Annotated in this window: 21 protein-coding genes and 1 pseudogene; 10 read left to right on the plus strand and 12 right to left on the minus strand. The window is 54.0% G+C overall.

Features of this window, described 5'->3' with window-relative positions:
- The first annotated feature begins 27 nt into the window (after window positions 1-27).
- Window positions 28-375 (plus strand): RNA-guided endonuclease InsQ/TnpB family protein, encoded by a 348-nt coding sequence (locus HFM78_RS16320; RefSeq protein WP_396035003.1) that lies wholly within the window; start codon window positions 28-30, stop codon window positions 373-375.
- A gap of 165 nt (window positions 376-540) precedes the next feature.
- Window positions 541-2,394, plus strand: a complete 1,854-nt coding sequence (gene ftsH, locus HFM78_RS09925; protein WP_287129284.1) for an ATP-dependent zinc metalloprotease FtsH — start codon at window positions 541-543, stop codon at window positions 2,392-2,394.
- Window positions 2,395-2,708: 314 nt separating this feature from the next.
- On the opposite strand, the gene HFM78_RS09930 is transcribed toward ftsH, so the two are convergent.
- On the minus strand, window positions 2,709-3,245 hold the full coding sequence (locus HFM78_RS09930) for a hypothetical protein (RefSeq protein ID WP_287129285.1): 537 nt from the start codon (window positions 3,243-3,245) through the stop codon (window positions 2,709-2,711).
- Between the two features lie 45 nt (window positions 3,246-3,290).
- On the opposite strand from HFM78_RS09930, the gene HFM78_RS09935 reads away from it, so the two are divergent.
- A complete protein-coding gene (locus HFM78_RS09935; protein WP_287129286.1) occupies window positions 3,291-3,572 on the plus strand; it encodes a hypothetical protein in 282 nt (93 codons plus the stop codon).
- A complete protein-coding gene (gene iscX, locus HFM78_RS09940) occupies window positions 3,569-3,772 on the plus strand; it encodes a Fe-S cluster assembly protein IscX (RefSeq protein WP_287129287.1) in 204 nt (67 codons plus the stop codon). Before HFM78_RS09935 ends, iscX begins: the two co-directional genes overlap by 4 nt.
- Window positions 3,773-3,817: 45 nt before the next feature.
- Here the strand turns inward: iscX and HFM78_RS09945 are convergent, their stop codons facing one another.
- The 7 genes from HFM78_RS09945 to HFM78_RS09975 all read right to left on the minus strand — a co-directional run bounded on the left by HFM78_RS09945 (window position 3,818) and on the right by HFM78_RS09975 (window position 12,777).
- A complete protein-coding gene (locus HFM78_RS09945) occupies window positions 3,818-4,360 on the minus strand; it encodes a hypothetical protein (RefSeq protein ID WP_287129288.1) in 543 nt (180 codons plus the stop codon).
- Window positions 4,361-4,630: 270 nt separating this feature from the next.
- Window positions 4,631-6,325, minus strand: coding sequence for an ABC-F family ATP-binding cassette domain-containing protein (locus tag HFM78_RS09950; RefSeq protein WP_287129289.1), 1,695 nt, complete (start codon window positions 6,323-6,325; stop codon window positions 4,631-4,633).
- Between the two features lie 40 nt (window positions 6,326-6,365).
- Window positions 6,366-9,149, minus strand: a complete 2,784-nt coding sequence (locus HFM78_RS09955; RefSeq protein ID WP_287129290.1) for a type I polyketide synthase — start codon at window positions 9,147-9,149, stop codon at window positions 6,366-6,368.
- 331 nt (window positions 9,150-9,480) lie between these two features.
- A complete protein-coding gene (locus HFM78_RS09960) occupies window positions 9,481-9,765 on the minus strand; it encodes a 4a-hydroxytetrahydrobiopterin dehydratase (RefSeq protein ID WP_287129291.1) in 285 nt (94 codons plus the stop codon).
- Between the two features lie 21 nt (window positions 9,766-9,786).
- Complete coding sequence (locus HFM78_RS09965) at window positions 9,787-10,929, minus strand: glycerate kinase (RefSeq protein ID WP_287129292.1); 1,143 nt, start codon at window positions 10,927-10,929, stop codon at window positions 9,787-9,789.
- A gap of 50 nt (window positions 10,930-10,979) precedes the next feature.
- A complete protein-coding gene (gene gshB / locus HFM78_RS09970) occupies window positions 10,980-11,918 on the minus strand; it encodes a glutathione synthase (RefSeq protein ID WP_287129293.1) in 939 nt (312 codons plus the stop codon).
- 181 nt (window positions 11,919-12,099) lie between these two features.
- Window positions 12,100-12,777 (minus strand): Uma2 family endonuclease, encoded by a 678-nt coding sequence (locus tag HFM78_RS09975; protein WP_287129294.1) that lies wholly within the window; start codon window positions 12,775-12,777, stop codon window positions 12,100-12,102.
- Window positions 12,778-12,883: 106 nt separating this feature from the next.
- Here HFM78_RS09975 and HFM78_RS09980 point away from each other — a divergent pair, with 106 nt between their 5' ends.
- The 5 genes and pseudogenes from HFM78_RS09980 (at window position 12,884) to HFM78_RS16325 (ending at window position 16,382) form a co-directional block, all read left to right on the plus strand.
- Window positions 12,884-13,954 carry a DNA cytosine methyltransferase gene (locus tag HFM78_RS09980; protein WP_396032665.1) on the plus strand — a complete coding sequence of 357 codons (1,071 nt, stop codon included), beginning with the start codon at window positions 12,884-12,886 and terminating at the stop codon, window positions 13,952-13,954.
- A pseudogene (locus HFM78_RS09985) lies at window positions 13,944-15,050 on the plus strand (HaeII family restriction endonuclease). Before HFM78_RS09980 ends, HFM78_RS09985 begins: the two are co-directional and overlap by 11 nt.
- Window positions 15,051-15,222: 172 nt before the next feature.
- Window positions 15,223-15,489, plus strand: coding sequence for a hypothetical protein (locus HFM78_RS09990; protein WP_287129296.1), 267 nt, complete (start codon window positions 15,223-15,225; stop codon window positions 15,487-15,489).
- Window positions 15,490-15,845: 356 nt separating this feature from the next.
- Window positions 15,846-15,980 carry a hypothetical protein gene (locus tag HFM78_RS09995; protein ID WP_287129297.1) on the plus strand — a complete coding sequence of 45 codons (135 nt, stop codon included), beginning with the start codon at window positions 15,846-15,848 and terminating at the stop codon, window positions 15,978-15,980.
- A 123-nt stretch (window positions 15,981-16,103) separates the two neighbouring features.
- Complete coding sequence (locus HFM78_RS16325) at window positions 16,104-16,382, plus strand: SBBP repeat-containing protein (RefSeq protein ID WP_396032675.1); 279 nt, start codon at window positions 16,104-16,106, stop codon at window positions 16,380-16,382.
- Window positions 16,383-16,509: 127 nt separating this feature from the next.
- On the opposite strand, the gene rpmE is transcribed toward HFM78_RS16325, so the two are convergent.
- The 3 genes from rpmE to rplM are packed head-to-tail and all read right to left on the minus strand — an operon-like array spanning window position 16,510 to window position 17,624.
- Window positions 16,510-16,758 (minus strand): 50S ribosomal protein L31, encoded by a 249-nt coding sequence (gene rpmE / locus HFM78_RS10000; RefSeq protein ID WP_287129298.1) that lies wholly within the window; start codon window positions 16,756-16,758, stop codon window positions 16,510-16,512.
- A gap of 15 nt (window positions 16,759-16,773) precedes the next feature.
- A complete protein-coding gene (gene rpsI / locus HFM78_RS10005) occupies window positions 16,774-17,175 on the minus strand; it encodes a 30S ribosomal protein S9 (RefSeq protein ID WP_287129299.1) in 402 nt (133 codons plus the stop codon).
- Window positions 17,172-17,624, minus strand: coding sequence for a 50S ribosomal protein L13 (gene rplM / locus HFM78_RS10010; RefSeq protein ID WP_287129300.1), 453 nt, complete (start codon window positions 17,622-17,624; stop codon window positions 17,172-17,174). The genes rpsI and rplM overlap by 4 nt, the downstream gene beginning before the upstream one ends.
- A 137-nt stretch (window positions 17,625-17,761) precedes the next feature.
- Here rplM and HFM78_RS10015 point away from each other — a divergent pair, with 137 nt between their 5' ends.
- The gene (locus HFM78_RS10015; RefSeq protein WP_287129301.1) at window positions 17,762-18,382 is read left to right on the plus strand and encodes a glutathione S-transferase family protein; all 621 of its coding nucleotides are present in this window, start codon (window positions 17,762-17,764) and stop codon (window positions 18,380-18,382) included.
- A 63-nt stretch (window positions 18,383-18,445) separates the two neighbouring features.
- On the opposite strand, the gene HFM78_RS10020 is transcribed toward HFM78_RS10015, so the two are convergent.
- A complete protein-coding gene (locus tag HFM78_RS10020; protein WP_287129303.1) occupies window positions 18,446-19,651 on the minus strand; it encodes a hypothetical protein in 1,206 nt (401 codons plus the stop codon).
- Between the last annotated feature and the right edge of the window lie 49 nt (window positions 19,652-19,700).

The raw sequence follows: 19,700 nt of genomic DNA on the forward strand, positions 1-19,700 counted from the left end.
GTGTACGAGAAATTGCAAGTGAAAAACATGGTGAAGAATCATCATCTGGCTAAGAGTATTTCTGATGCAGGCTGGTCACAGTTCACCACTTGGCTAGAATACTTTGCGAAGGTATTTAAGAGAACAGTAGTTGCGGTGGCTCCACAATACACATCCCAAGCATGTTCTAGCTGTGGCGTTATTGTTAAAAAGTCTCTTAGTACCCGTACTCACACCTGTCCGTGTGGATGCGTATTGGATAGAGACGTTAACGCGGCTCTGAATATCTTAGCTAAGGGCAGAAGTACCGTAGGGCATACGGGAAGCATGGGCCGCTGTCGGCCCAGGAACGCTTGTGGAGAGTCGAACCGCTACGCATCAGGAGGTAACTCTTAATGAGCAAGTTCTCTCGTGGAAGCAAGAATCCCCCGGCTTTAGCCGTGGGGAGTGTCAACTTTCAATCTTGCCCGAGAACGCCCACAACCAACCTCTAGGCGCGGTTCGCGGATTTAAGCTATCGTTACAATAGTTAACGTCAGAGCCGCTAGGAGGCGTGACCCCGTGAATGACCCCAACAAAAATAACAACTGGCGCAACACTGGACTTTACGTTTTGCTTGCCATTGTTGTCATCTCCCTTGGTACCGCCTTCTTCAGCGGCTCCTCGTCCGATAACCGCAAAGAAATTGTCTACTCCGAATTTGTCCAGCGCACCCAGTCCGGGGAGGTTTCTTCGGTAGAATTTACCGCCGACGGTGCCCGCGCCAACATTATGTTTAAGGACGGTTCGACCGCTAAGGTCACAGTCCCGCCCCTCGATACCCAGTTATTCCAGATCCTCCAGAAGTCGGGCGTTACCTATCAAATCCGTACCGATAACTCCAACACCGCTTGGTTCCAGGTGTTGATGACCTTCCTGTTCCCGCTGTTGCTACTGGGCGGGTTGTTCTTCCTGTTACGCCGTGCCCAGAATGGCCCCGGCAATCAGGCGATGAACTTTGGTAAGTCCAAGGCCCGCGTCCAGATGGAGTCCCAGACCAAGACGACCTTCCAGGATGTGGCTGGGGTGGACGAGGCCAAGCTTGAATTGGCGGAAGTGGTGGATTTCCTGAAGAACCGTGACCGTTTCGACGCGCTCGGAGCCAAGATTCCCAAGGGTGTATTGCTCGTGGGTCCGCCGGGTACGGGTAAGACCTTGCTGGCTAAGGCCGTGGCTGGCGAAGCGGGGGTGCCTTTTTTCTCCATCTCCGGTTCTGAGTTTGTGGAAATGTTTGTCGGGGTCGGGGCCTCCCGGGTGCGCGACCTCTTCGAGCAAGCCAAGAAGAACGCGCCCTGTATTGTCTTTATTGACGAAATTGACGCAGTGGGTCGTCAGCGTGGGGCCGGATTGGGCGGCGGCAATGATGAGCGTGAACAAACGCTTAACCAGTTGCTCGTCGAGATGGATGGTTTCGAGGGCAATGGCGGGGTGATTATTCTCGCTGCCACCAACCGCCCGGATGTCTTGGATGCGGCTCTGTTGCGTCCCGGTCGTTTTGACCGACAGGTAGTAGTGGACCGCCCGGACCTCAAGGGACGGTTGGAAGTGTTGAAGGTCCATGCGCGGGGCAAGACCCTAGCACGGGACGTGGATGTGGAGAAAGTGGCGCGGCGGACCCCGGGCTTCACCGGGGCAGACTTGGCGAACTTGCTCAACGAAGCGGCAATCCTGGCGGCGCGGCGTAGTCTCAGTGAAATCTCGATGGATGAGATCAACGACGCGATTGACCGGGTTTTAGCAGGGCCGGAGAAGAAGAACCGCATCCTCGGCGAGCGGACCAAGCAACTCATCGCCTACCACGAGGTCGGTCACGCGCTCTTAGGTCGGTTATTGCCCAACCACGAGCCGGTCCAGAAGATCAGCATCATTCCTCGGGGCATGGCAGCAGGTCTGACTTGGTTCACCCCGACGGACGACGATATGCTGGTCTCCCGGGCCCAGCTTTTGGACCGGATGGTGGCGGCTCTCGGCGGTCGGGTCGCTGAAGAACTGGTCTACGGGGCTGAAGAAGTGACCACTGGGGCCTCCAATGACCTAGAGCGGGTAGCGGCGATGGCGCGGACGATGGTGACGCGCTTCGGGATGAGTGAGGAGATTGGACCTTTGGCTTTGGGCCGGGGCGGTGGGGGTTCGATGTTCCTGGGGCGCGACATCATGAGCGAGCGCGATTTTAGTGAAGAGACGGCCCAACGGGTGGATGGTGAGGTGAAGCGTTTCGTTTCGGAATCCTACGTCAAAGCCCGCTTGATTCTGACGGAGAACCGGGGTTTGTTGGACCGTGTAACCGAGGAGTTGCTTAAGCGCGAAACCCTGGACTCTGAGGAGCTTGAGCAAGTGATTAGCGACTACGAGAAACGTCAGACTAGCCGCGCTTAATTACGTTTGAACTTTGTTAGACCCTGTAAGCTCAGGGTCTTTTTTTGTATTTAAAGCACAGTTGAAACGTTAAGCGCAAGGGATGAACTGGTTGACACTCCCCGGCATAAGTGCACGAGGACAGCTGGGCGGCACCGCCCAGCTCTTGGTTCCACGAGAAAGCTTGCTCATCAGGGGTCCGGTACTGGACCCCTAGAGTTACTTCTTGATGCGTAGCGGCATGGCCTCCGGCCACGGAAGCCTATCGACTGCTTAATCAACCGGAAATTTTATCATTCCTGACGCTGTCGAATATTTAGCCACACGCGCCGGGACTAGGGACCGCCGAGTTGGATGGTACGGAAAGGAAGTAACAACTTGAGGACATCCCCCTGGCCTTCACTGGGGATCTCGCCGAGAATGGCTTGGAGGACCCGTTGACTACCGCCATTAGCTTCACTTTGGTAGGCCAGGATTATGCGGTCATCGGGAAACCAAGCCCGCCCCCACTGGGTCAGGGTCAAGGGGTCTAGGGGAGCTGTGGGGAGGACCAACAGACCCACCAACCGCCCTTGCCGAAAGTAGGCCCGCACCGTGGCATCCTGGGTGAACACCAACTGGCCTTCTGGAGTATAAAGTCCGCTCCCGCCTAAACTAAAACTACCCTTGCGCCGTTCCCACTGTTGCTGGTCAGCGTAGGTGAGAAATTCCGCCTGGAGCATCCCCCAGTACAGATGGTCTGCCGCAAGTCCTGGACGAGCGTGGGTCTGGAGGACAAAGGGCACCCGTTCGGACCCCGCCTGATACAGGGGTGCTGCCCCCGTCGGCAAAGCTAGCACCAGCCCCAACACGAATCTAATCGCTAGCACCATGAAGATCTAAACTGGAATAGTGCATTATGCTCAGGAGTCACTGCCATGTCAAGTGAAGAACAATTCCAAGCTTTACGTGAGGCCCTACATGACCTCAACCGCGAACAGGCGCAATTAGTATTCCAACAACTCTTGGAAGCAGCCCGCGCCGAGGGACCGCAGGGCACCCAGTTGAGTCAATTGCTATGGGATGAACTATGGCGGACCCAGCGTTCACTCCAGTTCTGGCGTAGTCTGGGGGAGGCCGAGGGCGAACTCTCGAAAGCCCTCTCTGACCAACACATCCGGCTCCAACAGAATTACCTGCGTTTGATGCAAGAACAATGACTTGGCAGGATAGCGAAGATATTGCCTTGGCTCTCTTGGACCAGTATCCCGAGGTAAACCCCTTGGATGTCCGCTTCACCGAGCTCCACCGCTGGGTAACTGAGCTACCTGACTTCAAGGACGACCCCAAGAAGTCCAATGAGGGGATCTTAGAACGGATTCAAATGGCTTGGTACGAGGAATTTCAAGATAGTCAATGAGGATGGGTAGGGGTCAGTAGTCGGGAACCACTAACCCCAGAAAAGCTAGTCGCCGACCCGTCCTGTGGGACGAGCGACACTGACCGGCGAGTAGTCAATCCCTGTGTTAGTAGCCGTATTGATCCCCGTAACCAAGAGCGCGTTCACCCCGAGCTTGGTGGTCGTGGAGCAACCCGAACGAATCCGGGCACTCCCCTCAAATTCAGTGGTGGTATCGCGGAACACGTTTAGGATGAAGGGTGAGATGGATTCCCCTGAGTTAGCCGTCGTGAACTCAAGGGTATTTTGGGGAGCTAGGGTGAAAGGACCAGAAACCCCCACTTGAGTTCCCCCACCCCCAAAGATCCACTCCACTTGCACCCCACAGGAAAAGGTATTGGGGTTCTTAATTGAGATCACCATCTCGCTACTTTGGTTGGCAGACCGCGCATAGGCCACGTCATACAAGATGTTCGGGAGGGGAACAACAATCAAGGGCTGAAAGCGAGCATGGGGAGCATCGGAGCGGTCATCTTCTTGGGCCATGACCGTAGGTACGCAAATGACCGTCAGAGCCAAGAGGCTCAGGAACATTGATTTGAGTTGCATAAAATTGACCTTTTGAATGGGTTGCTAACTTCTTCAGTGTCTATTCTGAACATAACAGATTAGGAATTAGTCGGCCCAAGCTCAGGTTGGGCGAGGGCTAACTGATTCGGAAGAAGTTAACTAGAGTATAGAGAGCTATTCTGAATTGAAAAGTGATAAAAAGTGATCTCTTTTTTGCTTAGTGGATAGAACCTACAGGGAAGTTCGTATTTCTTTACCCATGCCAAAATTGACCGCCTGTGGGGTTCATGGCAGTGTATTGGACTAAACTCAAGCTTTTTTGGCTTTTTGCTTGGTACGTTTAGTTGCGTCTTTGGCGGACTTCTCGGCGGTGATTTGGGTCACGCGGACTTTTTCTTTTTCCTCGGCAATCTTTTCGAGGTAGTAGCGGTAGTCCCCTTCGTAGAGCCGTAGCTCACCATCGCGGAGTTCGACGATTTTGTTGGCGACCTGGGAGAGAAAATAGCGGTCGTGGGAGACCAGTAATACCGTCCCTTCGTAGTGTTGCAGGGCTTCTTCGAGCATTTCCTTGGCGGGGATATCGAGGTGGTTGGTCGGCTCGTCGAGCATGAGTAAATTAGCGGGGCGCAGGAGCATCCGCGCAAGGGCAAGCCGTGCTTTCTCTCCCCCACTGAGGGCGGCGACATTTTTGAAGACGGTATCGCCACTGAATAGGAATCGGCCTAACAATGTCCGTACCTCCTCATTGGTCCACTGGGGCATTTCGTCGTGGATAGTCTCCATCACGCTCTTAGCCAAGTCCAAAGCTTCAGCTTGATTTTGCTCAAAGTAACCAGGGGTAACATGGTGCTCGCCCTGTTTAACTAAGCCCTCTAGGGGCGTTTCCATCCCGGCAATGAAGCGCAACAGGGTGGACTTACCCGCGCCATTGGGACCGAGGAAGGCAATCCGGTCCCCCCGCTCGACCAGTAGGTTCGCACCCAGGAACAGAATCTTCTCACCGTAGGTATGGGTGAGGTCTTTGATCATGACAACTTCACGACCACTGCGCGGGGCGGTCGGGAAGCGAAAGTGCAGCGTCCGGGCATCCCCAGTCGGAGCTTCGATGCGTTCAATCTTATCGAGTTGTTTCTCCCGGCTCTTGGCCTGGGTGCTGCGGGTAGCACTGGCCCGGAAGCGGTCTACGAAAGCCTGCTGTTTTTCAAGTTCTTTTTGCTGGCGTTCGTAGGCACTCTGTTGGGTTTGACGGCCTTCACTTTTTTGGAGTAAGTAAGCCGAGTAATTGCCCAGGTAGGATGCTGAAACCCCGCGCTCCGTCTCGACAATCTGAGTACAGAGCCGGTCTAGGAATTCCCGGTCGTGGGAGACAATTACCATCGGGGTGCTCAAACTACGCAGGTATTCTTCGAGCCAGCTAATCGTCTCTAGGTCCAAGTGGTTCGTCGGTTCATCCAAAAGCAAGAGGTCGGGTTGTTGCAAGAGGATTTTGCACAAGCCCAAACGCATCTGCCAGCCGCCACTGAAGGCCCCCACCAACCGCTCAGCGTCTTCTAGTTGAAAACCCACTTCGGGGAGAACCTTGTCAATGCGGGTCTCTAGGGTGTAGCCGTCTTGGGCTTCAAACTCGCGCTGGAGACGGTCAAGCTTGTGGATAAGCCGGTCTAGCTCGGCGGGACCCGCAACATCCATCTCCCGTTGCAGGTCAGCGAGGGCGAGTTGGACCCGGTTAGCCTCTTTGAACACCGTCCAGCATTCCTCGCGGATCGTGTGGGCCGGGTCTACTTCAAATTCTTGGTTGAGATAGGCGATATGGAGACTGGCGGGACGGATGATCTCCCCGGAAGTCGGCTCGGTCTCCCCGGCAATAATTTTAAGTTGGGTGGATTTCCCAGCCCCGTTCGCCCCGACGAGACCAATGCGGTCGCCGGATTTTACTTCCCAGTTAATGTCTTTGAGGACTTCCCCGGTGGGATAGATTTTACTGATCCGTTCCAGTCTGAGCATGACGACTCCAGGGCCACACGAATCTTAACAAATTTTCACCCTAGATCTCTTGTTTGAGCCGTTCCAGCGCGACAGGGCCGAGATGCAGCAGCGGGAGAGCCAAGTTGAGGGTACGCGTCCCTGCCACTGGTTGGGGCGTAGGCGGCGTGCTATGGGCCAAGGGCGTGAGGTCGAGGTCTGTACCCCGGCTAAAGAGTTGCCCTAGGCAGTCGAGCCAACCGGTATAGGACTGGTCCACCGCCAAGGCCAAATGGTCGCGGCCCTTGAGCAGTGTGCCCACCCGGTCGGTGAGGGTCCGGCCCGGTCCTACCTCAACAAAAGTCCGCATCCCTTGGGCATAGAGGTTCTCAAGGGTCTGCCGGAACTGAATGGGACGGGCCACGCCCTGGGCGGCGAGGGCGCGGAAGGCTTGGGGTTGGGCGGGGAAGGGCTGGGCAGTGACGCAACTATAGATTGTAGTCACGGGCAATTCCCAATCCTGGTAGAGGGCTGCAAACTGCTCGACCATCGGTTCTAAGAGTGGCGTATTGAGGGGGAGTGCGTCCGTCGTCCGCGTCACCAAGCACCACTGGGCGCGTAATTGGCTCATCGCCTGGGTCGCCGCCTCATCTTCACCAAAAAGGACGACCCGCTCGGGACCATCGTCCGCCATTAAATACAGGTCGGGCGTCTCTTGAACAATCTTGGTCAAGAACTGGGCCGGGGCCACACCGATCTCTAACTGAGTTCCCCGGAGTGAACTGGGACCCGCTAGCTGCCGATAGACCCGTGTCCGCGCTTGAACCTGGGCCGCAGTCGCGCTTTGGCTCGCTAGCAACGCTGTCTGTTCACCACTCCCATGACCCACCAAGACCGTCGGTCGGACCCCGCAATCCGCCAAGAGTTCCGCCAGGGCCAAACTCAGGGTCGCTGTGGTCAAAAAACCCAAGGCTGGGGTTTTGAGTTGAACGGCAAGTTTGCCAGTTTCTAGTGGGGTCAAGCCTGTGGGCCGGGGAAAGATGTAGGTACTGGGCAGATCACCATCCTCAGCATCCATCCGGTCAAACCAAGCCCGGATCTGGGGAAAATGTAAGGTGAGACCGAGGCCCATATTGGGGTAGGCCGTCTCATGACCAGGAAACAAGAACACTAGCCCCGAAACTTGGTCACTTGGTTCCCCGTAATAGCTGCCTGCGGCAAGAAGTGGTTGCTGACCCCTCAGGTATTGGTCCGCCTGCTGGAGTCGGGCGAGGGCCTGGGTCTGGTCGGCTACCACCAGGGCTAAGCGATAACCACCACGGGCGGCCTTAGCTAAGGTCTGGGCCAAAGTACCGAGGTCAGACTGTGAATTTTGTGTAAGGACAGCCTGGAGTTGGTGGACTAACCGGACCAAGGCAGAGCGCGTGTCGGCACTCAATAACAACAGTTCAGCCGGGGGGTGGAGAGTCGGGACCGGGGCCGGGGATTCTTCCAAAATGGCATGGACGTTGATCCCCCCAAACCCGAAAGCATTGACCCCAGCGCGGCGCGGGGTGGGCCGACCGTGGACCCAGGGCCGCGTCTGGGTATTGAGGTAGAAGGGGGAGCCCGTCAGTCCCAAGTCCGAGTTTACCTGTTCACAAAGCGACGGGGGCAAGATTTTGTGGTAAAGAGCCAGGGCGGTTTTAATTAGACTGGCAGTCCCGGAGGCCGGGATACAGTGCCCAATCATAGACTTTACGGAGCCGATGGCACAGGGGAACCGACTGGCACCATAGACCGCTTGGAGGGTCCGAATCTCGGTCTGGTCGCCGATGGGAATCCCGGTCCCATGGGCCTCAATTAGCCCGATGCTGGCGGGGTCAACCTCAGCTTGGGCGTAGGCTTTTTCGAGGGCGAGGACTTGACCTTCAAAGCGGGGAGCCAGCAGACCCAAAGCCCGTCCATCACTCGCCGTCCCGATACCCTTGAGCACGGCATAGATGCGGTCGCCGTCAGCTTGGGCATCACGCAACCGTTTGAGGACCACCATCCCGGCCCCTTCACTCAGGGTGGTGCCGTTGGCGGCGCGGTCAAAGGGGCGAATCCCGGTGGGGGAGAGGGCACCTAGATAGCAAAACAACATATAGACTTGGGCGGGCATCGGGACTTGGACACCGCCAGCCAGCATCAGGTCCGAGCGGCCCTGGACGAGTTCTTGGCAGGCGAGCTCCACCGCAATCAAAGAAGAGGCACAGGCCGCGTCCACGGTGTAATTGGGACCCAGCAGGTTAAGGCGGTTGGCTATCCGGGCACTGACCATGTGGGACATCAGACCGGGGGCCGCTTCCGAGGGTAAGTCCGGCAGACTCTTTTTCAGGCCCCGCCGCAGGTCGGCGACGGTGTCATCGGGCAGACTTGGCAAAAGCTGTTGAAGGATGCCGACAGTCTGGTCCACTACCAGACTATGTTGCAGGGCAGTTACCGAACCCCGGTTGGGATTGACCCCGCGCCCGAGGATCACCCCAGCACGGTCATGGGCGAAAGGCCGTTCTAGATAACCCGCGTCCTGCAGAGCATCGCGAGCCAGCTTCAGAGCCAAAAAGTGATCTGGGTCCCCACCGTCTACCGCGTGGGGCGGGATGCCAAATTCCAAGGGGTTGAACTGGGCTAAATCCCCGAGTAAACCTACTTTCTGGGTATAGATGCGCTCCAAAACCCGCTCGTTGGCATCGAGGTAGGGACCCGTCCAGGCAGGGGGTGCATCTTGGATGTAGCAGGTTCCAGCGAGAATATTGCGCCAATAGCTATCTAGATCCCGCGCTCCTGGAAACAGAGCCGCCATACCGACAATCGCAATATCCAAGGCTGAAGAGTTTGCGTTCATGAGAGTACCGTAGGGTGAGCCGGTGCCAAGGAGAAGTTTCCACCGGAGGCAAGAGAAGGATCTCAACACTCAAGAGGCAGCTTCATCACGTAAGTCCCAAAAGGTAGCCCCAGACCCGATGGACTAGGGTTTATCTTAGATTGAGAATAACGCTTAGTCATTAGAAATGATGTCAGTTACATTACAGTCTGTATAAATACTGGGTCATACTGACTTGAAATTTGTAGGAGGAATTGCGTAGAGTTATACGTTTATATACTTATTTTTTCTGGGATTAAATTGATATCTTACTCGTGGTTGCTACCTTCAGCCAAAATGACTTAACCTAATTTCAACTCCCTGCCAATTCATCCATTTTTTGTGCCAGGGCAAAATCTTTCTCCGTAATTCCCCCGGCATCATGGGTGATTAAATCTACAGTAATACGGCTGTAAACATTGAACCATTCGGGATGATGCTCCATCGTCTCAGCCACCAAAGCGACCTGGGTCATGAACCCAAAGGCCCGGACAAAATCGGCAAAGCGATAGGTTTTATGCAGTTTGCCGTCCTTGACCTCCCAGCCAACGAGGGATTGGAGCTCAGTCAGGATCTCATCTGGCGATTTAGGGCTCATGGTGGTCCAAGGTTTTTTTAACTATAGAACACTGGGCGGGTTTAGCTTCTTGCCCAACAACAAAAGTCGGCCCAACTGCTGAGCACTGAAATAAAGGTTGGTGCTTGCTTCCTCCAGCATTTGGGCGGTAGACATCAGGCTAGGGAGGGTATTGAGGACAGCCCAAGCTCCACTATTAAAAACCGTCTCCAACTCCTGGGGACGCACACTCCCCGAGAGGACTACCGCCGGGGTCCCGGTCTGTTGACACAAGCGCAGGACCGAGGGGACGATCTGTTGGGGCAAGGTCTGGCGGTCGGTCTGGGCCTGTCCCGTGATGACCAATTGGACTTGACGGATCTGTGCCAGTAGGTCGAGATTCTCTAACAAAACTTGAGCCGCCGGACGCAACTTCGCGCCCACTAGGGCTAATCCATAGCCGAGCCCGCCCCCCGCCCCCGTCCCGGTCAGGGTATGACACGCCCCGCCATGGGTGCGCTGGATTGCTTGGGCCAGAGTAGAGAGGCCCTGCTCCACACGCTCGATGGTGATGAGATTGGCCCCAGTGCGCGAACCCCAATGCCAAGCTGCCCCCTGACGACCCAAAAGAGCCGCCGGGGTGGGGTAGGCTACCACGACCTCGACTTGTTGCAACCGGGGCAAGATTCCCCGAAAATCTACCCTGGTCAACCGCGCCAGACTACCCGCCGCCCAACTCACCGATTTGCCGTTCGGGTCCAGTAGACTCACGCCCAACGCCTGCAAAAAACCGACCCCGCCATCCACAGGCCAAGTCCCCTCGGGCAAGTACCAGAACACCCGCGCCACGTTTTTTTCCTGGAGAACCGCCTTGAGGAGTTGCCCCGCGCCAAAACTGGTCATATCTGGGCTGCCAAAGGTCCGTGCTGAAACGCGGTGGGGCAGGATAACCGCCGCAGTTCCCGCTTGGATTAAGCCGTAGCGCACCCGGATTGAAGTGTTTTCCTCGCCCAGGACCACCGCTTCACGCCATTCGCCGGGACAGGCGGCGAGGATGGTTTCGATAATTTGGTCATCCATACTGAGCGGGATGGTACGAATATCAAAATCAGCACTGGTCGAACTCAAACCATCAGCTATCACCTGGGCGGCGCGGTGGGCAGATAAGCCACCCGAAAAGGACTCAGGACATACCAGGACGCGCATCCAGCTACAACTAGGGGTTAATCAAGTTAACCAAACCCCACGTCATTTGGCTACCCCAAACGCTGTGCTGCCGCCCAAGTAATCACCGTTTGGGCCAAGTGGGTGCCATTCAATGTGTCAATTTCCTGAATGCCCGTGGGACTAGTCACATTCACTTCGGTTAGGTACGTGCCAATTACATCTAACCCGACGAAATATAGCCCGTCTGCTACCAACTGTGGTGCTAAGGCCGCGCATAGTTCCCGCTCGTAGTCCGTCACCTCTGTCGCAACTGCCCGACCGCCTACCCGTAGATTCCCGCGCACATCGTCCGCTTGGGGCACCCGTAACACCCCGCCCAGCGGCTCACCCGCCAAGACAATAATGCGTTTGTCACCCAGCCGTGCCTCCGGCAAGTAGCGTTGGACCATCACCGGGATGGTCTCAAACTGGGTACTCACTTCAATTAGAGCCTTAAGGTTTTTATCCTGGGCACTCAGCAGGAAAATTCCCTCCCCGCCCTTGCCATCCAGCGGTTTGAGGACGGCTTGGGGGTGCTGCTCCAAAAAGGTAAATACTTCTTTGGCCTGACTGGTGACAATTACCTCCGGTAGATAACGGGCAAAGTTGAGAGCATACATCTTCTCATTGGCCCGCCGCAGACCCTCGGGCGAGTTGACCACCAGGGTCTGCCGGGGGTCCACCCGGTCTAACAGGTAGGTCGCAAATAGATAGGCCCGGTCTACTGGTGGGTCCTTCCGCATAAAGACCACCGCCATCTGTTCCAACCGCAGCCGCTGTTGTGCCCCCAATTCATAGAAAGGCGGTTCCGACTGCAACCGCACGGGACAGGCCCAGCACCCACACCCCCCCTGCGCCACAAAAAGGTCCGCCACCGTACAACACCAGACCCGATACCCCTGCCCCTGCGCCGCTTCCATCAATGCCAGCGACGTGTCGTGATTCGGAATCAGCCGCTCAATCGGGTCAATCACAAACAAAAACTCCATGCCACCCACCACAAACCACCCCTGAATGGTAAGGGAATAAAGGAAAGCATGAGTCCGAATTCGCGTCTGGGCTGTCCTGCCCTAGCCCCCGCCAGTCCTAGAGCCTACTGCCCGAGTCTCTAGGGCTATCCGACTAGCCAAAAAGACGACCGGACAGCAGTAGGACGACGAGGGCGTGACCCTAGTCCGCCTCGGGATCAATTCCCAAGGCCCGTAATCGCTCTGCCAGTCGTTGCGCCCGTTGCTGGGCTTGGTTAGCCCGCTCTGCTCCCGTGGGAATCACCGTCCCGTGCTCATCACACCAGCGCAACCATACCTCCTCCCGGCCCTCAAAACTCCCCTCCCACAGGGTCAACCCCAACTGCACTTCTGCCAACCAATAGTCTGTCAGGGTCACGTACTGGAGGCCCTGTAATTCCCACATCTGCAACACCGGACCCCGCAACTGCCTAGTCGGGTCAAAGATGACGTAGTAAGGAATTCTCATACGCCGATAACGCGCTTTCTTCTTGATGTCCTCGTTCCCCTCGGTGTTGGAGACGATTTCGATGACAACTTCCGGGACTTTACCGAACTCCCAGACAAAATAAGAGCGGTGTTTCCGCTCCCACCAGTTCTCGGCTAGCTGTACATCAAGGCTCAAGAAGACAGCGGGGATGATGGGTGGTTCGTTGGTCGAGGTGAAAATACCCATATTGGCAGCAACTAGAAAAGTCCGGTCTAGGCCGGGTCCTACCCAGGAACTATAGAGGGGTTCGGTGAGCAGGCGTTGCTGTTTTTCGGAGGGGAGATGGTCCACGGGGGTGTCGTCTTCGGTGATGAGCCTATCCACGACCGGGTATTCGCTGGGTTGGGTCATGGCTGAGTTCCATGAATGTCTTTTCAGTGTATTAAGTGAAAGCTACCGGACGGCTAGACTCAAAACCCAGAGCTTTTAGCGGGGGGATGGTATATTCGGTAGAAATATGGTCAACTCCGTGGAGCAACGCACACCCTTACGCTTTATTGACCTGTTCTGTGGCCTGGGCGGATTTCGTATTGCGGCTCAGATTGCCTGTCAAGAGCGAGACATGAACCCACAATGGGTTTTCGCAAGTGATATAGATGTTGATGCACAGGCTATCTATCAAGCTAATTTCGGTGAGAGACCCGCCGGAGATATTACCCAAGTTAATGAGTCTGAGATTCCAGACCATGATATTTTGTTAGCAGGCTTTCCCTGTCAGGCTTTTAGCATCTGTGGAGACCGTCGTGGCTTCGCCGATGTACGGGGAACATTGTTTTTTGATATCGCTCGGATTCTAACCGTAAAGCGGCCCCCAGCTTTTATTTTAGAGAATGTTAAGCAACTTCGGACCCATGATAAAGGCCGGACCCTTGGACGGATTGTGGAGATTTTAGCTAATCTTGGCTATCAAGTAGAATGGCGTATTCTAAACGCGCTTAACTTTGGTCTACCCCAGAAACGTGAACGTATCTTTATCGTCGGTTTTCGTGACACCTGTCCCTACCGATGGCCTGAGGGTGGCCTGCCCATGAGACCACTTCTTGAATTACTCGAACCGGAGGTTGACAACTTTTACTATGCTTCAGCAAAAATACGCCAAAACCGTCTGCAAAGCGTGACTAGTAGATTCGCTTATGAAGAGTTGACACTCTGGCACGAAAATAAGTCTGGCAATATCGGCATCCATCCGTACTCCTGTGCGATGAGGGCCGGAGCCTCCTACAACTATCTACTAGTCAATGGTAAAAGACGTTTAACTGAACGCGAAATGTTACGTCTACAGGGATTTCCTGATGAATATTGTATCAAGGGGGGCTACTCGGCAATGCGTAAGCTAGTGGGTAATAGTGTCGCAATACCCTGCGTTTCTGCTGTTGCTGGAGCAGTTCTAGATGCACTAAGAGGACGTTCTATTCCAACGCGAATTCCTCAGCCCTTGGTCTCAGAACAATCTCTTCAATCAACTATTCCATTTAGAACTCCTTCGGTCATCTCGCTAGGAGCAGTGAGCAGCCAATATGCTGAATGAAGCAAAATCACGTCTTGATAAGATAATTGGTAAAGCTCGTACTGATATGTACAAGATAATTCAGATTGCTGAAGTTTTGTATAGGTCACGGTTGCAGGAAGATGTAAATATTCTAGACGTAAATTCGTACAAAAACGAATCCCTACGCTGGCGAGATATCGTCACACTTAGGTTGTCAGGTAAAAGATCAACATCATCTGCAAACTACCAACACGATCTCTGGAACAATACTGCCATGCCTCCCCAGATGCTTTTAGTATTAGACGCTGAAAACAAGCGTGTACCAGGAATAGTCGAGAGGTACATATATCAGCGTTACATTGAACGTTGCAGTATCGTAACTACTGCTATTTCAATCATTGAGGCAGCTAAACCTGAAGAATTTTATTTGCAAGCTTTAATTGACGTATTTATTAGGTAAGAATCTATACGTCGGAGTGTTGATAAAATGTATGAAATCGTTACCTATAGCCTCTTCGAGATTGTAGTAACTTCTCTAGAAGCAAAAATAAAAGTTACTGTACCTGAGATAAACAGGGACTTAATCAATGAATTTTCTGACCTAGCAAAAGTGCTTTTAGGATTAGATGAGAATAATCTAGAATGGGAACAATTCGCTCACATACATCGAGCAGGAGTCACGAATAATGCCGACAGAGGACTGGATATGTGGACTAATTTTGGTCCAGTTGTCCAGGTGAAACACTTGACTCTTAATGAAAAAAAAGCCGAAGGCATAGTAGATCAGGTGGAAAGTGATCACATTGTTGTTGTATGCAAAGATGCAGATGCTAAAGTCCTAGAAATAGTAGCCACACAAATTAGTTGGGGTAAGCGTGTACGAGGAATTGTAAAAGAGTCACAGCTTGTAGCATGGTACGAAAAATGTCTACGTGGAGAATTTTCAACACGGTTGGCTACTCCTCCTATGGAGAAGTTAGTGACTAGTTTTAAAGCAGAGTTCCCTCAAAGCTTGGGAGTAGTATCTTTCTTTGAAGAGAGAGGTTATTTAGATCTACAACCCGAGGATTTTTGGCTAACGGATCTGGAAGCTGAACTGAAACATAAGACTGATAGTACCCCTACTACCATCTGATTGATATTACCTCTGGCTAGGGCTGAGGATAAATATTTAAGTCAGCAGGGTAACTTAATAATGACCATTAACCCCCCTTAGGAAAATCATGCCTTACCAGAACCTCCAGGCTGCTCTTACCAATAGCGAACTCTAGGACGTCAAAGCCACCATTGCTACCTTTAAACAAAAGATGCCTTTCCTTATCACCCTCACTACGGAGGAGCGGCGTAAACTCTACAAGATGGGAGACAAGAGCCTTGCCTTTGTGACCAAAGGACTCAACGCGGCGCAGAGCAATCCTGAGATTCTTCCGCCTAGTTTTAGCCTCGATGATTATGCCCAAGACTGTGCCCTGGCTAATTCCTTGACCGAGGTGCTGCAACTGATCGCGCAATTCCAGGAACAGATAGACGATACCCTACTTGCTCAGGACTTACGCACAGCCGATAGCCCCTAAGGAAGAAATAGCCATCACACTTTGAATCAGAAAAAACAAAGCCTGTCGCAGCCAGAGTTAGCCGCTGGCTGGCACTTTAGCCTTACTGGTTATTGCTTCTCCCCGTTAAAAAACCGCTGTGAGCCGCATCTTGAACCCCATCCGGGCCTAAATGGGCTGTGGGTAACCGGTGCTTGGCAAGAAGTCTCAGCTAGGGTTCTGACGATACATCGGCTATCATCACCCGTCGCTTTGCGTAAGTCCTGATAGCGTTATTCTACTCCAGGCTTTGATGATCCCGTCGCGCTTGGCATAGCTCCAACGGTGATGTCTATGTCACGGGACAATTCGATGACAGCACCATTGAAGCAGATATTTTGACAGTTAAGTACGATGCCAATGGCGTTGAGAAATGGGCCGACCGGCTCAACTTCACAGATGCATCCGTTGACATTCCTGCTGCGCTGGCCTTAGACAGTGCGGGTAATGTGGTGATTACTGGCTATACCTAATCCATTTCCGGCTCACCAGAAAGAAAATTGGCTAAGTACTTGACCATTAAGTACGGTCCTTTAGGTAAATTAAAGTGGTCGAGGGTCTTCAACATCGGTGACACTGATAAGGCAAGCGACATTGTGTTGGATGCTACAGGTAATGTCTACGTCACTGGGAGTGCTGGCTATACCTTTAGCCCAAGACCTACACAGCAGTTGACTGATTCAGACTACGGCACTCTGAAGTACGACCCGAACGGAGTACTTCTTTGGTCTCGGTTCTATGAGGATGGTGCTGACGGGAAAACTGCTGATGGTAACAGCATTACGTTAGATAACTCTGGCAATGTCTTTGTTACGGGTCGGTCACAGGAACCCGGAACGGAATTCGATTTTGTCACAGTCAAATACACTCCATAATGCTTGGGTGTAAGGACATCACGGGCCAGGATTAACTATCCCTGGGGCAAACGTTGGTAAACCATCCTAAAATAGCCAATGCCAAAAAAAAGGGGGAGCCGTAGCTCCCCCCAAGTCCAAAATAACGTTACTTCTTCGGTTGAGCAGCGCGGCCCCGTTGGGCCATAGCTTCGCGGCTGTACTTCTTGTTGAAGCGGTCCACCCGGCCCTCAGTGTCAATCAGGCGTTGCTGGCCCGTGTAATAGGGATGGCACGCGGAGCAGATTTCCACGGAGATGTTGGTGGCACTAGTAGAGCGGGTATTGTAAACAGTTTTGCAACTCGTACAAGAGATGAGGATGGGGTTGTACTGGGGATGCAAGTTCTCTTTTGGCATGGTGGCCTCCCTGGGTTAACGCTTGGAGTACTGCTTGGCTTTGCGGGCCTTGCGTAAACCGTATTTTTTGCTCTCGACCGTCCGGGGATCGCGGGTGAGTAAGCCTTCTCGTTTGATCGGCACCCGGTTGTCGGGGTCCTGTTCCAAGAGCGCACGGGCAACTCCAAGTCGGATCGCCCCCGCTTGACCGGAGATCCCGCCGCCGTGGGCGTTCACAATCATGTCGTAGGCATTTTCGTAACCCAGGATCTCCAGGGGTTGACGCACAAACCCAATCAGGGTCTCGCGAAACTGGAGGTACTGATTGCCCGGTACGCCATTGATGGTCATCTTGCCATCGCCGGGAATGAGACGGACACGGGCCACGGCATCTTTACGACGACCCGTCCCCCAATAGACGGCAGTGTTAGCACTCATAGTTTCTCTCCCACGGTGAAAACACTCGGTTGTTGGGCTTCATGGGGGTGGTTGGGACCCTTATACACCTTGAGCTTGGTGTACTGCTGACGACCAAGACGGGTGTGGGGTAACATCCCCCCAATGGCCTTCTCGATAATCCGCTCAGGAATCCGCTTTTGGAGGTTGGTGTAGGTCTCGACCTTCATCCCGCCGGGACGACCGGAGTTGCGCCGATAGAGTTTCTGCTCCGCTTTTTTGCCCGTGACGGTAATTTTTTCAGCATTGATGACAATGACAAAATCCCCGGTGTCCTGGAAGGGGACAAAGTTGGGCTTATGCTTGCCCCGCAATAAATTCGCCACCGCCGTCGCTAAACGACCCAAATGTACCCCCGTGGCATCTACGATGTGCCAGCGGCGGTCCAGGGTTTCTGGGGTGGGAAGGATGGTCTTTTCTACAGCAGCCATGCCCGTATCCTTTGGTGCATGAGTAAACTAAGCACAGTGTTCTATGATATCAAAGCTTGTTGATTTATGACAATCAAATATTGACAGGAAAACCCTAGGCTCTTTAGACTTGACCATGGTTCCTCGGTGGAGTCCCCATGTTTGACCTCTACACCGCCCAGACCCCCAACGGTCACAAAGTCGCCATTGCGTTAGAAGAACTAACGTTACCCTACCAAGTTCATCTGGTGGATATCTTCCAGGGAGAGCAGTTTAAACCAGAGTTTTTGCAGCTTAACCCCAACCATCAGATCCCGGTCCTCGTCAATTCCCAGATGGGCGAAACACTTTTTGAGTCAGGAGCCATTCTGCTGTACCTAGCCGAACTCACTGGGCAACTCCTCCCCGTATCTGCAACCCAACGACATCAATCCTGGCAGTGGTTATTTTTTGAAGGGGCAGTTTTTGGACCGACCGTGCGCCGGTTAGCCCTCCAGCGCAACCAGCTAAGCCATCTCGATCCTGCCGTGATTGACCCGGTGCGGGGTGAACAGGAGGTTATGCGGTTATTTGGTGTCCTCGAAGGGCGGTTGGACCAGGATTATATCGCCGGAGATTATTCCGTTGCCGATATCAGCCTCTGGCCCTGGGTGAATCTTACCGAGCGGTTGGGCTTGAGCTTGGTAGACTTTCCCCGATTGGTGGCTTGGCGGGAGCGCGTCCGTACCCGTCCGGCGGTTTTGCGGGGATTACAGGCGACCCAGCCCATTATTGTTTAACTTGCCACCGATGGGATTAGGTGACCGTCTTGGTCCGGGTCGCACCAACCGAGAGAGATCAGGCTAGGGCGTGTTTTGATATTTCTGCCAAAGTGGCGGGTCCAGGCTGGGATTATTGGGGGCACCGAGACCCGTGGCACAGCGGTGGACGACCAAAGCCGACTTGCCGTTGTATTTGCCCTGCTCAGTGTAATAGACATACATCCCGGTGGCTGCAGCGTAGGTCTCCGGGTCCATCCGAATCATCTCTGTCTTGCCACTGACGCGCCGCAGCAAGGGGGTTGCCGGATTGAGGGCGGCAATCCAGACCGTGGACGGACCACCACTGTTACCCGGACTGCTGGCGACGGTCATGGAGATATAGGACTTGCCGTTATAAACAAAGGGCTCGGGAGAGCCGATGTAGGCCGTGGGGTCCGGTGGCTCAATTGTATTGACGCGAGTCCAGACTCCATTGAGTTCGGCATAGATGCCTACACTCTTGTCATCAATCAGGGCAGTTAGCACATAGGCATTGTTAAAGTCGGGGGCTCGCCACATCGCGGATTCAGCTTTACGGCCTGCATCGTTGGTCAGGGGTGTCACCACTCCGGTATCAATGTCGTAGCGGGCCACCTGACGGGTAGTTTCGGTCCCAAGCGTCACCGTCATCGCCCGCGCGCCCTCAATCCACCGTCCGCCCAACACTGACGGGTCCTCTAGAATGCCGTTCACCACGGGATTGTTGAGTTCGAGCCATTGGACGACCCGGCCCCGGTTGACAATATTAGGGATGTAGCGGATGCGCGGGGCCACATCGTCGGCATCCTTGCTGCCAAAGGGACTGCCAGAGCCGGTACCACCGGGGATAAGTTCAACACGCCAGCCATTACCAGCACTAGCATCAGGGATAGCCCGCGCGAGGAAGTATTCGTTATTGATGAGTTTGGTGTAGACAATCTGCGAACCGGCGGCGGCATAGGCCCACTCCGCGCCATTCCCGGCCTCTTTAAGCAGGGGACTCGCCACGTCCGTATCCACCAAGGTCCCGCGTCCATCGGCGGGGATGAAGGCACCGTTGGCATCCATCCGGGCGACCCAGAGATTGCGTAAGTCGTCCTGCCAAACCACCTGCTTGCCCGGTTGGTCAAATTCCTGGTCATTAAAACGGTCATTAGGGTTAGAGATCCGTCTATCTTCAGTAACAAATGGTTGAGCCAGAACTGGCGTAAAGCAAGTTAGTAGAGCAAGTATGACCCATGTAGACTGAACCAAACGAGGGCGACGCATGGTGATTTTACCCTTAGGTTACCCTAAGTAATTATCAGAGAAGGCAGGG

The organism is Candidatus Cyanaurora vandensis (assembly GCF_013285555.1).
Classification (GTDB): domain Bacteria; phylum Cyanobacteriota; class Cyanobacteriia; order Gloeobacterales; family Anthocerotibacteraceae; genus Cyanaurora; species Cyanaurora vandensis.